Here is a 16137-nt window from a genome sequence, read left to right as displayed (position 1 = left end):
ACTATGGGATTTTTAAAGGTCAGTTCACCACACACTCACGGGCCTATGAGCACGGCAAGAGTCATGCGACTGGTGCTGCTGGCAACCATTCCAGGTCTATTTTCGCTCACCTGGTTTTTCGGCTTTGGCACCCTCGTTAATGTTCTGTGGGCAAGTATTACTGCGCTGGCATTTGAAGCCTTAGCCTTAAAAGTACGCAAGCGCCCCATCGCTTTTTATCTCAATGATTATAGCGCCCTAGTCACAGCATTTTTACTCGGTATTTCACTGCCCCCGGGCTCACCGTTCTGGCTCATTATGATCGGTACCGGCTTCGCGATTCTTATATGCAAGCAACTCTATGGCGGCATGGGCTATAACCCCTTCAACCCCGCCATGGCCGCGTATGTCATGTTGCTGATCTCATTTCCGGTACAGATGACCACATGGCTGGCGCCCAAAGGTAGCTTTGCCGGCGATCTATTAGGCCCCATAGACGCCCTGCGCTATTGCTTCGGGTTTGGCAAAGACGCCATCGACGCCGTCACAATGGCGACGCCACTAGACATACTGAAACAGAATAATTCCCTACTCATTGCCGACCTTTGGGAAGAATCACCGCAATTCGGTCAGTTCGCCGGTATCGGCTGGGAATGGGCAAGTATCGGCTTTCTACTCGGCGGTATGTATCTGCTGTACCGCCGGGTCTTCACCTGGCACGGACCGATAAGCATGCTGGCATCGCTGACTATTATGTCAGCCATATTTTATGATGGGGGCAGCTCCGCTTCTGGCGGTTCACCGCTATTCCACCTGTTCAGTGGCGCAACCATGTTCGGCGCCTTTTTTATTGTAACCGACCCCGTCACGTCGGCAGTATCAAACCGTGGCCGAGTAATCTACGGCGCATTGATTGGCGTTTTGATCTATATCATTCGAGCTTGGGGCAACTACCCCGACGCCGTCGCCTTTTCGGTTCTACTCATGAACTTCGCCGCGCCCTTTATCGATCACTACACCCAACCTAGAACCTATGGCCATAAATTGAAGGATCAGCAAGGAGGAAAGTCATGAATATCCTCGGCAAATCCATCACTAAAAATGGCATGCTGCTAGGCCTCTTCGCCATCGTCACAACTGGTGTTATAGCCGGCACCTATCTCTCTACTCGAGGCCTAATTCAAGAAAATATTCGTCATTCTGAGGAGCGTGCGCTCCTAGAAGTGTTTCCCGAGTCCCGTCACGACAACTCGCTACTAGACGACGCCATCAAACTAGATGACAGCGACTTGCTAGGATTGCGGGAAGCCAAAAAGTTCTACCGCGCCACTATGAAAGGTGAGTTTGTGGGCGCTGTGTTACCCGCTACCGCCCGTGACGCTTACACCGGAGATATTGATATGATTGTCGGTATCAACCTTGATGGCAGCATTTCTGGCGTACGCGTGCTCTCGCACCGCGAAACACCGGGACTCGGCGATCAGGTGGATTACAAGAAAAGCCAATGGGTAGACGGCTTTATCGGCAAAAGTCTAAGCAATCCAGAAGAATCTAAGTGGGCGGTTAAAAAAGATAAAGGGGTTTTTGACCAGTTCACCGGCGCAACTATCACCCCAAGAGCCGTTACAAAAGCGGTTCATAAAGCACTACAATACTACGCTGCCAACATCACCATGATCAGCGGCATAAATGACAGCGACTCGCTAGCCACTAGTAAGCCCGCGCAAATCAATGAACTCAATCAGAACCGGGAATTGAACAATGAGTGATATCAGCTACCGCGAAATCTCTCTAAACGGGCTGTGGAAAAACAACCCCGCCATCGTTCAGCTACTGGGCCTATGCCCCTTGCTCGCAGTGACTGGCTCCGTCATCAATGCCTTGGGCATGGGTATAGCCACCATGTTAGTGCTCACCGTGTCTAATACCTGCGTGTCCATGATTCGCAGCTTTGCCTCAGATGCTATTCGCCTGCCCGCCTTTGTTATGATTATCGCGGCGGCAGTAACGTGCATAGAATTGCTTATGCAGGCCTTCGCCTATGAGCTATTTCAAATACTCGGCATATTCCTGCCGCTCATCACCACCAACTGCGTCATCCTCGGTCGCGCAGATGCCTTTGCCTGCAAAAACAAAGTGCTTCCAGCCATGTATGACGGTTTCATCATGGGCGTCGGCTTCGCGGTAATACTCATGCTACTGGGCGCGATTCGTGAAGTTATCGGCACCGGCGCCATCTTCGCCAATATGGACTTACTGTTCGGAGAGGGTGCAAAAAGCTGGAAGATCGTTCTCGTCGATGACTATACAGCCGTACTCGTCGCCATCTTGCCGCCTGGCGCCTTTATTTTTACCGGCATGATTATCGCCCTTAAAAACATCATCGATACCGGCATTAAAAACCGCGAGGCCGCAAAAACAGAAAAAGTCGCACCAACTAGCCGACGTGTAAGAGTGACCGGGAATATCAGCTGATATTCCGTAACATCACCCCAACATTGCAGCAATCACTAATAATAGAATCCTGTAAATCGCGAGATTGCAGGATTCTTTGCATTCAAAAAACTAATAACTCGCAAAATCACGATAAAAACTAGCGTGAATCATCGCTCGCAGTGTAGATTAAGGCCTAGTAGGTTGCTCAATAGACTTTACCCAAGCAACTGTCGCGAAACGCTTTTCCCGGATTTTTTATGACCACCTCAAGCCTACTAGAGCGCATCCAAAAGAAAGAGGCTGTCATCGGCGTCTTCGGATTAGGCTATGTGGGCCTGCCACTTGCACTATGTTTTGCGGAGGCCGGGTTTACAGTCATAGGCTTCGACAGCGATCCAGCAAAACCGAAAATCCTGTCAGCAGGCCAAACCTACCTCAAGCATATCGACGCTCACAGAATTAAAACTGCTGTCGAAAGCACCTTTTCAGCAACAACAGACTATTCGCAGGCAACACAACTAGATGCCATAATCATCTGTGTGCCAACACCGCTAAATAAGTATCGCGAGCCAGACTTAAGCTATGTGACAAACACCGTCTCGCAGTTATTACCACATCTAAAAACTCAGCAAATACTATCGCTAGAAAGCACCACTTACCCCGGCACAACCGAAGAGCTAGTGCGCCCCCTAATCGAGTCCAAGGGATTCGTTATCGGCGAAGATTACTTTCTTGTCTATTCACCAGAGCGCGAAGACCCGGGTAATACCAGCTACTCAACCAAAACAATACCGAAAGTCTGCGGCGGCGAAACCCCTGCATGCCTGAATGTTGGGGTGGAACTCTATGAAGCTATCATCGACACCGTAGTGCGAGTTAGCTCTACTAAAACCGCTGAAATGACGAAGCTACTAGAGAATATCTATCGTGCTGTGAACATTGGCTTAGTCAATGAAATGAAAATCGTCGCCGACAAAATGGGCATCAACATCCACGAAGTCATCGATGCCGCCGCCACCAAACCCTTTGGCTTCACCAAGTTCACACCGGGCCCCGGCCTAGGTGGACACTGCATACCCATCGACCCGTTCTATTTAACGTGGAAAGCCCGGGAGTACGGCATCCATACTCGTTTTATAGAGCTCGCCGGCGAAGTAAACCGCGCCATGCCTGAATGGGTAGTACAAAAAACGGCGGATGCGCTCAATGAACACGGTAAAGCCGTTAAAGGCAGCAAGATTTTGATTTTGGGCTTGGCTTACAAGAAGAATGTAAGTGATTCACGGGAAGCGCCGGCGTTTGAAATTATTGCAAAGCTAAAGACCAAGGGCGCGATTGTGGACTACTCCGACCCCTACTTAGCGACGTTTCCAGCTAAGCGCGACCACCAGCACGAAATGGACTCAGTGCTAGTAAACAAAAAAACAATCAGTGAATACGACTGCGTTATTCTAGTGACAGACCACGATAGCTTCAACTATGCACTAATAGCGGAAAATGCCAAACTAATAATCGACACCCGAAATCGTCTTGAGCCCAACGCCACCGTCATCTCCGCCTAGGGTCTTTCGGCAAATAAATTTTAATCGGCAAACCAGAAATGAGTAATCAATTCGCGATGCGAGAACAGCAGTGATCCACATTATCCTTGGCACCAAAGCGCAGCTCATTAAAATGGCGCCCATCATGGTGGAGCTGAATACCAAAAAAATTCCCTACAGATTTATCTCAACTGGCCAACACCGTGACACTATGGGCTCGATTCTGGAAAATTTTCAATTAAAGGAACCAGACTACACTCTGTATCAAGACAAAGACATTACCTCCATCACAAGTATGGCCATCTGGTTTGTTAAAATACTATTCAAAACAGTCTTCAGTAGGCGCAAAATTTTCGGCGATGATCGCAATGGTATCGTGCTTGTACATGGCGACACATTTTCGACTCTGCTAGGCGCGCTAATGGGGAAAATTTCTAGGCTGAAAATTGCTCATATTGAATCTGGACTCAGGTCACATAATTGGTTTCATCCGTTTCCTGAAGAGATAACCCGTGTACTAGTATTCAACTTGAGTGACTACTATTTTTGTCCCGACGAATATGCCATGAAGAATATTGCCAAGTACCGAGGTTATAAAAAAAACACCCAAGCAAACACCCTACTGGATTCTTTGCGCTTAGCTGAAAAGAACATCGAAACGAGCGATGTGAGCATCCCAGCAGAACGATATTTGCTTGTTTCAATTCACCGCTTTGAAAATATCCAAACAGAACAAGCCCTAACTCGCATAGTAGATCTTATCGCGCTGGTAGCGAGGCAAAATATCAAAATCTTGTTTATTCTCCACAAGCCCACAGAAAAAAAGCTCAGAAAATTCAATCTTTACACTAGGCTTGAAAAAATAGAGAACATCGAGCTCCGGCAACGCTATGATTACTTCAAATTTATCAAGCTAATAAAATACAGCGAATTTGTGATTAGTGACGGCGGTAGCAACCAGGAGGAATGCGCTTATCTAGGAAAGCCAACCCTGTTATTGAGAAAAGCCACCGAGCGACGGGAAGGTATTGGACGCAACTGCGTTATCAGCGAATATAATCCTGACACCGTATCTGCGTTTTGCGACAACTACAAAGATCTTGCAGAAGCGCCATTGTCCTCACAACTTTATCCAAGCGAGCTTATCGTCTCGGAACTGCAGAAGGCTTTAGCTAAGATCTAAATTAACTGAAGCCAGATCAGCGAGCTTAGATAAATCTTGGCAACAATTAATAGCCGTTTAATCCACCGGAACGCTATAAACTCAGCAGCATCAAAGATAGTTAGTGTTTGCCAACCACCGGCACTTATGTAAACTTAGTTTCGGGAAAAGCGCCCGCATTACGCGGCAACTCCCAATGGGCGCTCTCTCATAGAGGCCGCGAGTTTTTTGACATCGAGGCGGGCTGAATAATTTGAATCCGATACTATCAATTGTCATAGCAACCTTAGATTGTGCTGTAGACCTCGATGCCTGTCTCGACAGTGCGCAGAAAGTGCTCACTGGACTCGAAAAATACGAATATGAAATTATCATAAAAGATTGCAGTAGCGATAAATCTGTTAAAGAAGTATTCGAAAAATATGAGCTGCTGCTATCGTTGAAATACCACCATCAAAAAGATTCAGGAATTTACGACGCATGGAATCAGGCCATGAAACATTGTCACGGCCAATGGATTTATTTCATGGGTGCAGACGACGCTTTTATAGAAGGATTCGACTTTAATAATTTAAGAGAAGCATTTAAGACAGACGATTACCCATTAATTTCTATTCCCGTGATGTATGTTTATGGTGAAGAAACACTAGTCGCAACGATAAACAAGGACTCTTTCTTAAAAAAGATACGTTATTCAAACCCCTTTCATCACCAAGGTATATTTCATCGCGCCGCGGTATTAAAAGAATTGGAATTTGATTCCAAATTTATAGTGAGCGGTGATTTCGATCTAATGCTTAAAATCATCAAAGTAAACCCAGAGCTAATTTTATGCCTTACCTCCAGGCCAATGGTGAGGATGTATTCTGGCGGAATTTCATCAAGAATAGATACTAATCTATTGCGTCTAAAAGAACGCGCTATGGTTAGAGCCAATAATGGCGTAGCCACAAATCATCAGATCGTAATACTCGCATATTTAGCCGCATACACAAAAAAACTTCTCTCTTTATTTATAAACCAGGAGTATTTAGCAAATAGATACTTTCATCTCAAAATAAGCGCAGCAAGAATTTTTAAAAAGTAGCTGCATGGTATGAATAAGATTCCCTCTCCATCGAGACATACACTAAGGAATTGATCAAGAGGAAGCTTATTTTTGATACGCAGAATTCAGAACACATAGCCATGCATCTGTATTTCTTTGGAAAACACTTTTTCAATAATAGCCCTTTGCGCTATTGTGTATACCTCTTGGTAGGGCCTTCGATCTTTTCGATGATCTGACTTGGCACTCACGCCGAGTGAACCATTAAATGGAATTCCTACTTCTCCGAATATGATTCCCAATTCATCCGCGAGAGACTCATATTTCACTACTTTATCGACCAACAGCCTACCGTCCGCGTCGGTATAGCTGGGCAGATTGATACAGAACTTAGCTCGCTGAATATATTCATCGAATGAAGTACATCCGCCGCTGCGATCGTTTTCCATATAATAATGCGACAGGGTCTTATCCCAGGGATTTCTTTCCACGCAAAATTTGAAATATGAATCCCATATCTTTCTTGGAATCCGCTGCCGTACTGACAAAGCAGAGATGTGATTGTAGTATTTTTTCCTATCCCTTAAATCATCAAAAGTAGCTCTAATATCGCGCGCCCGATTGTGAATAATTTCCGGAATCGGATTCCATACACCACGATAATTCCTAGCGCAATGCGAATCGATGTGAGGCCATATGGGAGTCACCACATCATCGCCCCCACAATTTTTGGACAAAAATACTTCGATACTTGTTCCAGCTGTCTTTGCGGTTTTTATGAAGATAAATTTATATTTATGAGAAATTATCATGATACTCCCGAAACTTAGCCTCATTATTGACAGACAATAGATAGGCCTTTAATGGCAGCTTCCGCCCATGAACTTTACATAAACGCCGCAGCTGTAGCCGACATCGCTCACATCCAGTCCGCGCGCGATCACCGAGGCCGAATAGGCGCCAAGGAGAGTTCGGCACGAAAAGCTTCCCGCCATTCTTCGATCGCCGCCGACGGTAAATTGAGACGAGTTTCGACCTCATCGGAGATCAACCGTTCCAGCCCACCAAGCCCTTCGTCGCGTGAATATACCTTAAGACCGGTGTCTCGGCTTATCTCCTGCGCGCGATTATCAACACCGAGGATGATACTCCTCCGGCCATATTTCATAGCACGAATTCCAGCGTGAAGCCTGGTACCGACGTAATCAAGGTCTACGCTAGAAGCGAGCAATTCATCATACGCCGTAAGATGAGGATCAATGACTTCGATTCCGCCAACAGCAAGGCTATGAAAATAATTGTAATCACGAGAACCCTGGGGCCAGAGGTAAACCTTTTCGTAACTGCGTTTGAGCAGCTGGAGAAAAGGGATGTCCTTATCAGGCGCCGGCTTATAATCGGTTAGCGTGGTAACGACCGAGCCTGAACGGTGACAGGGGATTGCAGCTTGCTTGGCGGCGTCGAACTCCCATAAGGTTACGCAACTAGTATTGCGCACATTGACTATTCCGGCGCACTCGAGCTGACGAGCAGTATATTCGTCCCGAACAGAATGGAGACGCTGGCGATGCAGAACTTGTCCCAAGAAGTATTTGCTGAATATATTCGGGCTACGTTGATACTGCCACCAGCCGGTACCCAGCATAATGACGTTCCTTAGCCAGCGGGTGTCACGCCAAGAGACCTTCCACTGATTGTATTTATTGACCTCTGAAGACAGCAAATTAGTACCACCAAGTACTGATGCGTCGCTAGCCTCGATCAGCTTGCGCCCCTCTTCCCCGACAAAATCGTGGGTAGGCACGGTAACGCAGAACGCCTCAGGCGCAGTCAGGCGCAATTGACTCCGCACCGCGTCCATTATGATTTGATCACCAAGATTGCGCGATGAGGCCGCCGTATCGAAAATCGTTACCAGCGGTTGGTGCGGCGCGACGCCTCTCGCGTCGGGTTTGGTATCACTCATAGTCACTCTCGATAGTCATTTGCAGTCTGTCGCAAAACCTCGTTATCGAATTTCGCTCGGCAAAGTTGAGGCATCGCTGCCGAATTTCCCCGTATTCCTGCGAGTGGGTTGCCGGAAGCTGCTTAAAAATATCGGCTAGCGCAGCGATATTGCCAGATGGATAAGTGAAGCCCAGCCCACTTTCCCTAACCCGGTGCGCAATTAAGCCGTGATCAGAAACGATCACCGGTGTGCCCGCGGCGGCGGCTGATGCTAGCACGCCGCTGGAACCCTGAAAAGCCGTGGTATAGGGTAGTAGGACGTAGTCGGCGGTCTCATAGCGCGCGCGAATCTCAGTATCACTGAGATAGCGATCAGCGTGTAAGATCAGCGGAGTCGACGCCTCGATGAAACTTCGATGCTGTTCCGTATCCTTCTCAAGCCGCCCGCAAAGAACTATCTTAGTGCCCGCAGGCAAACATTCAGGGCGGGTTTCGATCAGACCTCGAATATCCTCAAAACCCTTGCGCTGACTTTGCCTGCCGACGAGCAGCAGGGTCGGGCTGCCACCCTCAGAACGCGCAAGGTCTAGTAAGCTCTCACTAGGCTCAGGTGACGGAGGCGGCGGATCAGGAAGGAGCATGAACAGCTCAGGCGGCCGAACCTTAGTGGATATTCGCTCATCAAGCAGACCAAGCCGCAAACTCGGTAAAACCGCTCGGAGCGCCACGAACTCCCGAACCAAGCGAGAGAATCTGCCCGCGGGGAGAAATCGACGTAAAGAAACCGGGATAGTAATTGGGCCGATCTTCTGACGCGCGGCAACTGATGGTGTGTAGTGGACACCAAACACACTGCTGCCCGAGAGCGAGGGCGCCAATCGACGGAGGATGCCAGCAATACCGACCGCCAATTCGTCGAGACCGGCCATAAACAACAGATCGGGAGCGCCTCTGTCGAGTACCGCACGCAAGCCCTCTTCAAGCTCGCTGAGCTGCGTCTCATCGAGATGATAATACCAGCTGTCCTTGGCGGTCGTAACGACTTCACGCAGTTCAATTTCCATACCGGCAAAAGCCTCATCCGAGGCCTCAGTGCGGGCATCCGTTCGGGTAAGAATAGTGATCTCGTCGCCCAAGGTTGAGACCATCTGCGTATAAAACAGCCTACTCCCTCGAAAGATGGGATCAATGATAACGACCTTCACCATACCTCTATGCACCGTAAACACAGCGCCCCACGTCCACTCACCTTAACGCACGCGGGACGTGCAGAGCGGCGGACATATTTGCGGGCCGAAGAATTACCGCGAGCCCGGCAGCTAGATAGCGCAAACAACAACAGTTTAAGCAACATCACAATATAAGCCCTTGGCGTTCGACAAGCGTGTTAAACGCCGCGGAACTCTCGAATGCAAGTCGATCCCCCTCGGACAGCAATTTGGGTTGGCGAGCTTCAATGGTCTCGCCCTTGCGCCCGCTATCGCCGGTAAGGTGGGTGACGGCGCTCAAACGCTCTTCAAAACCCTCGACGTAGGGGACACTAGCAGCATCACATATCGCGCGCATAACGCCTAGTGGATCGCTGGTGAAATCCTCGTAGCGGAATACCGGCGCTCCAGGGAATGCATCGAGCAGTGCCAATTGCGCCTGACATAGATCGTCAGGCGTACCATCGAACCAGCCCTCGCGGCGAAGTGACAGCCAGACCTCGCGAGGATCGCGCACCGTAACTATCGGCGTCACGCGAAACTCACCAAGGAGGGTATCGAAAAGCGCCGACCGCCTTGCTCTGCGCCAGGCGAAATCGACATGGGTATGATCGCGCACAATGAGCTGGCGACCTAACGATCTGGCGGTGCCGTGAGCGAGCACAATCTCACGGCGGAAATGGCCGCGGATTAAGCGCTGATATCTCGGCTTCAGTAGATCACCATAACCCCTTTGTAACTGGCTAAGCGCATGGAATGCAGGTTGGGCTGCACGCTCGGGATGGATCTCGCTAAGCACCAGCGCTCCGGGCATAGTGGCAAGACACTTGGTCATAATCGTGCCCCCTGAGCAAGCGAGGTGATGCAATGTCACTACACGGCGCGGCGCGACAAGACCAACTAGGCGCCGAACAAGATCACCTAGCCTTAGCGCGACAAGGTCGAGAGAAAAGCTACGCTGATTCATGCACTCCTCCGCTCGACTAGCTCGCGATAAAGAGCGAGATAATCGTCTGCCATTCGCCTATCGCCGTAAAGCGCCTCGGCTCGAGCACGCGCAGCTCGCCCCATCGCCGCTAGGCAATCAGGATCGTCGACGAGGCGAGATATTGCGTCGCCGAGTGCGCCGGCATCGCCGGCGGCTACAAGGGCGCCACTTAGGCCGTCCTCGATAATTTCGCCACAACCGCCGATATCAAATGAAACCGCGGCGGTGCCACAAGCAGCCGCCTCAATCAGGGTATTGGGTAAATTGTCCTGCAGCGAAGGACAGAGAAACAGGTCCGCCGCGGCATAAAGTCTGGCAGCCTCTGTCGCATCGGAGATAAAACCTGCGCGATGAAACACAAGACCAGGAATTCCTGCCAACAGATCATCGCCCGCGCCGCCCATCAGAATAATCTCAAGCGGAGCGCCAAGGCGATCTGCCTGAACTCGGTCGAGCGCAATCCGCAATTCTCTTGCGCCCTTACGAGTCTCGTCTGAAAGTGACTGCGCGGCGAACATCAATACCTGAGTATCCGGCGCAATACCAAGCTCTCGCCTAGCCGCATCGCGGCCCGCGGGCGAAAACAGTGCTAGGTCGAGCCCGTTGGCGATAACCCTAAGCTCAAGCCCCTTGGTCACCAATGCCTCGCTAGCGATCTTGCCAAGCCAGCGTGAAGGTGAAACCAACACTGGGATAGCTGAAGTAAATATCTCGCGTTTATTCTCAGCGATCTGCTCAGTTCTATCTCGCAATAGCTGAGGGTAAAGCGACAGGTCCGGGCAACTGCCGCAGCCACGGCGCCAGCCCTCGCATGCGAGAGAATAAGCGCAGTGCCCCGTCATCCCCCACATGTCGTGTAAAGTCCAAATTATCGGCGCCTTAGCCGCCATTTCAGGCAGTATGGCCAAGGGGATTGTGCCCCTACCGCCGTGGAGATTATGCATATGAATGAGGTCGGGCTGCCAGATAGCGATCGTACGTTTCAGGAAAGCACGTTCAAACGGAAGCCAGGCGTAAGGATCACTCGCTAGAACATTACGCATCGCTATCAGCGTTCTTAGCGGGCGCCAGCTGCAAAGTGCCCGCCCAAGTGACACAGTCCATGGCGCGTTCGCCGTCTGCAGCGCAACGACTTCGAGGGAAGCAACGTCGCCATCCCGGTCGAACCGCGATATCAGCCGCGACGACGCTATCGCCGCCCCGCCCTGCGCGTCAGAAAAACCGATGTATAACACTCGCAGCCGGCCCTTAGCAGCGGCGCGCAACTTAAGGACAGGTCGCATATCCCAAGGGCGGCCGACCCGCGAAGTAAGATCATGCGGCCAGTGCTGCTCACCAGGAGGAAACTCACTCCCAGCATCGGATTTATTCATCTACTCATCCCGTCCCTACCACTATACTGAGCACCGGAGTGCTCTCTGGATCATTCACCGCGCTCGTAAAAATATTGTCAATCCTATATGTTTATAGCTTTGATGCTATTAAGCACCGTCACAAAAAATCAACAATATAAAATTCCAGTGCAGGTTTATAATAAACTTAGCCAAGGGCCTTTCGGAACTCTAAATTTAAATGCAGCACCAATTACAAAGATCGATAACAAAGATTTTTTATTGCCGCTTTAATTCTTCATTTTCTCAATAATCGCGGTAGTAGAAATTGATGGCGTTCGCGCAAGATATACCACTTCGCACAAATGTTTTATCTCATCAAATTTCCCATACCAGTCATCCCCCATAACAAGTAATTGAGCATTATGGACACGGATATATTCGGATTTCTTATCCAAACTCTCTTCTGAAAACACATCATCGACATACTTTACGGACGATATTATTTCCATTCTTTCAGACTCAGAATAAATAGGTAGCCGACCCTTTTTACTATAGCTTAGCGCATCCGTGGAAACACCCACCACCAGCCTAGTACCAAGCTCTCGTGCTCGCTGAAGTATTCGTAAATGCCCGAGATGAAAAACATCAAAGGTGCCGAATGTAATCACTACCCTACTCATGATTATGCCGTATATAATTTTCAACTAGATTATCACAGGCCCTTGCACTCGCTGCGCCATCGGCAAAGCTCTCATAAACAAGTCCTAAGATCCGCTCGCGGCAGCCCCGCGTTAATGCAATACTTTCTGCACCGCTGCCAATATTTTTAGCGACTCCTCTCCTCAATTCATTAAAATCACTTGCTCTGTCACCATATCGGTAACTACCATCAAGACTAAACCCCTTTTTAAAGGGGGGCGACACGTCCAGATATATTGCGGCCTTGCCGAGCAAAAGATAATCAAACGCTATCGACGACCAATCGTATATAAGAAGGTCACACAATAGAAGTAGGCGCTCCGTGTCGGGGTAACAAGCGGCAGGAACAGAGAAAACATTATCGATTTTCTCCATACTTGTGGCTGTGGCGTTAAGATGCGCCCGAATGAGAAAGATGCAGTTATGAGTTTCTGCTAGATGGCTAAGCTCAGTCAAAAACTCCGTTTCTCCCATATTAAAGGGATATTGGCTCCGTGAGCTGTCATCCTGCTTCCAAGTGGCAGCGTACAAAACCACCTTTCGGTTACTGGCAGGAATATTGTAGGCGCGCATCAGTGCGTTTTTGTCTACTTCCTTTGTATTTATCAGTATATCCGTGCGGGCATAGCCTATCGGTTTTAGCTTGTCTCGCTCGAAGCCAAATTTATTCTCATACATGTCAGCTATAAAATTCGACGTTACCCAGACTTCGTCATATCGATGCTGCACCCTAAAGTCGGATTCGTCAAAACCTTTGAAGGGTATGCCGTGCCAAACATCAATGAATTTTAAGCTGGAATGATCGAGCAATAATACCAGTGAATGGAGACCATGATCGCTGATCAGCACTCTGGCAGTTATCAACAACTTTAATGCTAGCGGGCTGCCAGCCCAAACTACAGATACCCCTTCGCGCCTAAGCTTTCGGTAATAAAAGTAGTCCATGGTTAGGTAGCTTAGGTTTAGCTCCCGGTAGCGCTTGCTCTCGCGATATATCGCGGCCAAATTGCCATTCAACTTATGACCATAGAGCAGTACATTACCGTTACTTGACACAAACTTTCTGATCAATACTGCCAGCACAATGTTGATACTGAAAAGCACCAAGCAAAACCAATGTAATGGATTGCTTTTATCGATTTTCATTTCTCGTCAGCGCCAGTTACTAGGACTTTCGACGCACATTCTTGCATCAGAGACAGCTCTTGATATTTATCACCCAGCTCCTCACTCCTATGGCTAATAACAAAAATGCAGCAGTCCGGGAACTCATCCTGAATACCTGCAAGTATGGCTTTGGCCGATTCAACATCCAGCGGCGACAGAGTCTCATCTAGAAATAATAATTGCGACTTTTTATACAAAGCTCTTGCAATAAGCACGCGGCATTTTTGACCGCCAGATAGGTTTGTAGCCCCCTCGGTCACACTATCCTCAGGCAGAGAATCCAAATCACAAATTAACCGAATTCGATTATATAACGATATATCTACCGCCTCCGGTGAGGCAACAACATTCTCAAGAACTGTACCTTCCAGCAAATAGCCGTTTTGATTAACATAAGCAATAGAGGCCCACCACTGTGACTGAGGAATATCGCGCAAATTCTTATCATCAACACTGATAACACCCGCCTGCGGCTTTCGCAAGCCAGCTAGTAATTCAATCAGCGTCGTTTTACCCGCACCAGACGGCCCCGTTATTCGGACCACACCTTTTAATTCAAGGGACGCAGAGAGCTTGTGAAATACCCATTCATCTCCACGATGGGCGTACTGTAAATTTTGCAGCTCCAATTTCCGGTAAGCGCAAGTGGTGTGGATTGAAGTAGTAATTGGCGCTTCAACGAACAAAGATTTCCAGTCACTCCTCACTCGTTCAAAAACGACTGCAGCTCCAGTAATTTTACTAATGGCATGATAGATCTGCTGTGATGACGGAAGTATCTTATAAGCTGCAATCGCAAAAAGAGAGATCGTAGTTAAAAGCTGCTGGCTATTTTCTGCAGACTGGCCTAAATAATAAGCCGCCAAAAGCAATAAGGTCATACCAAGAATTTCTATGAAATTTCGCGGTACAGTACCAAGAATCTCTATATCTGCAGTTTTCTTAGAAACCCGCGATTTGATATCTTTAAAATGCCTAATATAGGATATAAGTCGCCCGTCTATGAGAATATTTCGATAATCCGCGTAGCTACCAATAATCATTTGGTTCAGCCGCTTCTGAGATTCAAAGTTCTCACTACTCATTCTCTTCAGTTTTCTTTTAATTAATGAGTACACTATAAAATAGGCTATTCCGATAATTAAAAATATAGCTATTGTGACTCGAACATTAAACACCATCAGCAATGCAGCAATAACAAGCAGTTGAGCTACGCGAGAAATAATCACAAAACTTGAATCTATAATGCCAGTCGCCACCCTCTCACTTATGCCATTAACATTGCGCAAAAACTCTGAGCCAGGCCGATTGTAAAAAGGCTCAATTGATTGACTCATATAGTAATTGAACGATCGAGCAGAAATATCAGCACTTAACCTGCGAATAAAGCGTTGTCGCCCGAAAATTCCAAGGGTGGTTAGAATCGCAGCACCCCATATAAACCCGATGGCGCCGATGGTTACAGTAGCTAAAAATGCTCCTTTCTCTGGTTCGCCCAATAGTAAAAACAGCTTTCTAAGGTAGCCTTTTTCGACCGCGCCCTGAAAATCAATCAGCGCTGAAATGGCGGGAATAACAGCTGCAATCCCGACCAAGTCCGCAATAGAGGTAAAACTGAGCATTACGGCGACAAGCCAATACTCGCGCTTTTGTTTCGGCGTTAATAGCGCAAATGCAGCCTTAATAGCGGAAAACATAGTAAGACCTTGCCAAAAGAAGTAAGAAAAACTGGAAACACGCCATTAAAATAAAAATGACATCAAATTAAAATTATGAATTTTTATACATTAAAGAGGTTATCTGCTCCGATATTAAGCCCATCATGAAAAGTATAAATCCACTAGTGAACAACAGGGCACTCATATTAGTAAAACGAGTCATTGTATAGAAGGTATAACCATACCAAACAAAGCCAAACATAAAAAACATGGCTGCTGCTGGTGTAAATAGCTTTAACGGCGAATACAAGGTACCAACTTTGAAAATTATTAACAAAAATCGCACCCCATCTTTCAAGGGCTTTATATGACTTTTACCCTCTCTCTGGGCAGCATGGATTGGCAGATACTTCACCGAATACCCGGCGCGGAAAAATGCCATTGTACTGGTAGTTGGGTAGGAAAAGCCGTTAGGTAAGAGGTACAGAAATTCTTTGAATTTATTCGCTCGCACGGCCCGAAACCCGGAAGTTAAGTCTTCCACTCGATGTCCGGTCATATAAGTTGCTAATTTATTATAGAAGCCATTTGCAAGTCCGCGGCCAAAACTTGCTTGCGAACCCACTTGTCGCGCACCGACAACCAAATCATATCCGCACTCAATTTCTGCCACCAAGCCCTCAATATCAGCAGGATCATGCTGGCCGTCTGCGTCCATAAAGACAATGATATCGCTCGTTGCTGCACGCGCGCCGGTTTTAATGGATGCGCCGTTACCTTTTGAATATGGGTGACTAATAACGGTGGCGCCGGCCGCACTAGCTAAAACCGCAGTATCATCGCTTGAGCCATCGTTGACCACGATCACTTCAGCATTCGGGTATATACCGACGATTTTCTTTACGACGCCTGAAACTGTCTCTGCTTCGTTTTTAGCCGGCAGTATCACCGTAAATTTACACATATTATT

At 48.1% G+C, this 16137-nt stretch carries 15 protein-coding genes; 6 read left to right on the top strand and 9 right to left on the bottom strand.

Annotated elements, in window-relative coordinates; genetic code table 11:
* The first annotated feature begins 3 nt into the window (after positions 1 to 3).
* The 6 genes from rsxD to AB4875_RS05940 all read left to right on the top strand — a co-directional run bounded on the left by rsxD (position 4) and on the right by AB4875_RS05940 (position 6205).
* Entirely contained in the window at positions 4 to 1053 is a 1050-nt protein-coding gene (gene rsxD, locus AB4875_RS05965; protein WP_368375136.1) for an electron transport complex subunit RsxD, read from the top strand.
* The gene (gene rsxG / locus AB4875_RS05960; RefSeq protein WP_368375134.1) at positions 1050 to 1748 is read left to right on the top strand and encodes an electron transport complex subunit RsxG; all 699 of its coding nucleotides are present in this window, start codon (positions 1050 to 1052) and stop codon (positions 1746 to 1748) included. Before rsxD ends, rsxG begins: the two co-directional genes overlap by 4 nt.
* Positions 1741 to 2454, top strand: coding sequence for an electron transport complex subunit E (locus AB4875_RS05955; protein WP_368375133.1), 714 nt, complete (start codon positions 1741 to 1743; stop codon positions 2452 to 2454). Before rsxG ends, AB4875_RS05955 begins: the two co-directional genes overlap by 8 nt.
* A gap of 218 nt (positions 2455 to 2672) precedes the next feature.
* Positions 2673 to 3977 (top strand): nucleotide sugar dehydrogenase, encoded by a 1305-nt coding sequence (locus AB4875_RS05950; RefSeq protein WP_368375132.1) that lies wholly within the window; start codon positions 2673 to 2675, stop codon positions 3975 to 3977.
* A gap of 124 nt (positions 3978 to 4101) precedes the next feature.
* On the top strand, positions 4102 to 5139 hold the full coding sequence (locus tag AB4875_RS05945) for a UDP-N-acetylglucosamine 2-epimerase (protein WP_368375131.1): 1038 nt from the start codon (positions 4102 to 4104) through the stop codon (positions 5137 to 5139).
* Positions 5140 to 5371: 232 nt separating this feature from the next.
* Positions 5372 to 6205 carry a glycosyltransferase gene (locus tag AB4875_RS05940; RefSeq protein ID WP_368375130.1) on the top strand — a complete coding sequence of 278 codons (834 nt, stop codon included), beginning with the start codon at positions 5372 to 5374 and terminating at the stop codon, positions 6203 to 6205.
* An 86-nt stretch (positions 6206 to 6291) separates the two neighbouring features.
* On the opposite strand, the gene AB4875_RS05935 is transcribed toward AB4875_RS05940, so the two are convergent.
* The 9 genes from AB4875_RS05935 to AB4875_RS05895 all read right to left on the bottom strand — a co-directional run bounded on the left by AB4875_RS05935 (position 6292) and on the right by AB4875_RS05895 (position 16131).
* A complete protein-coding gene (locus AB4875_RS05935) occupies positions 6292 to 6978 on the bottom strand; it encodes a sulfotransferase family 2 domain-containing protein (protein WP_368375129.1) in 687 nt (228 codons plus the stop codon).
* Between the two features lie 128 nt (positions 6979 to 7106).
* Positions 7107 to 8132: a polysaccharide pyruvyl transferase family protein gene (locus AB4875_RS05930; RefSeq protein ID WP_368375128.1), complete on the bottom strand. Its 1026-nt coding sequence runs from the start codon at positions 8130 to 8132 to the stop codon at positions 7107 to 7109.
* Entirely contained in the window at positions 8125 to 9321 is a 1197-nt protein-coding gene (locus AB4875_RS05925; RefSeq protein WP_368375127.1) for a glycosyltransferase, read from the bottom strand. The genes AB4875_RS05930 and AB4875_RS05925 overlap by 8 nt, the downstream gene beginning before the upstream one ends.
* Positions 9322 to 9466: 145 nt before the next feature.
* On the bottom strand, positions 9467 to 10288 hold the full coding sequence (locus tag AB4875_RS05920) for a sulfotransferase family protein (RefSeq protein ID WP_368375126.1): 822 nt from the start codon (positions 10286 to 10288) through the stop codon (positions 9467 to 9469).
* Complete coding sequence (locus tag AB4875_RS05915; protein WP_368375125.1) at positions 10285 to 11682, bottom strand: glycosyltransferase; 1398 nt, start codon at positions 11680 to 11682, stop codon at positions 10285 to 10287. The genes AB4875_RS05920 and AB4875_RS05915 overlap by 4 nt, the downstream gene beginning before the upstream one ends.
* A 248-nt stretch (positions 11683 to 11930) precedes the next feature.
* Entirely contained in the window at positions 11931 to 12323 is a 393-nt protein-coding gene (locus AB4875_RS05910; RefSeq protein ID WP_368375124.1) for an FAD synthase family protein, read from the bottom strand.
* Positions 12316 to 13488, bottom strand: coding sequence for a CDP-glycerol glycerophosphotransferase family protein (locus AB4875_RS05905; RefSeq protein WP_368375123.1), 1173 nt, complete (start codon positions 13486 to 13488; stop codon positions 12316 to 12318). The genes AB4875_RS05910 and AB4875_RS05905 overlap by 8 nt, the downstream gene beginning before the upstream one ends.
* Positions 13485 to 15206, bottom strand: a complete 1722-nt coding sequence (locus AB4875_RS05900; RefSeq protein WP_368375122.1) for an ATP-binding cassette domain-containing protein — start codon at positions 15204 to 15206, stop codon at positions 13485 to 13487. Before AB4875_RS05900 ends, AB4875_RS05905 begins: the two co-directional genes overlap by 4 nt.
* A gap of 73 nt (positions 15207 to 15279) precedes the next feature.
* Positions 15280 to 16131, bottom strand: a complete 852-nt coding sequence (locus AB4875_RS05895) for a glycosyltransferase family 2 protein (RefSeq protein ID WP_368375121.1) — start codon at positions 16129 to 16131, stop codon at positions 15280 to 15282.
* Positions 16132 to 16137: the final 6 nt, after the last annotated feature.

This window comes from Zhongshania sp. R06B22 (assembly GCF_040892595.1).
In the GTDB taxonomy this organism is placed as follows: domain Bacteria; phylum Pseudomonadota; class Gammaproteobacteria; order Pseudomonadales; family Spongiibacteraceae; genus Spongiibacter; species Spongiibacter arctica.
The sequence above is the reverse complement of the archived record's forward strand: the minus strand, read 5'-3'. Positions and strand labels throughout refer to the sequence as shown.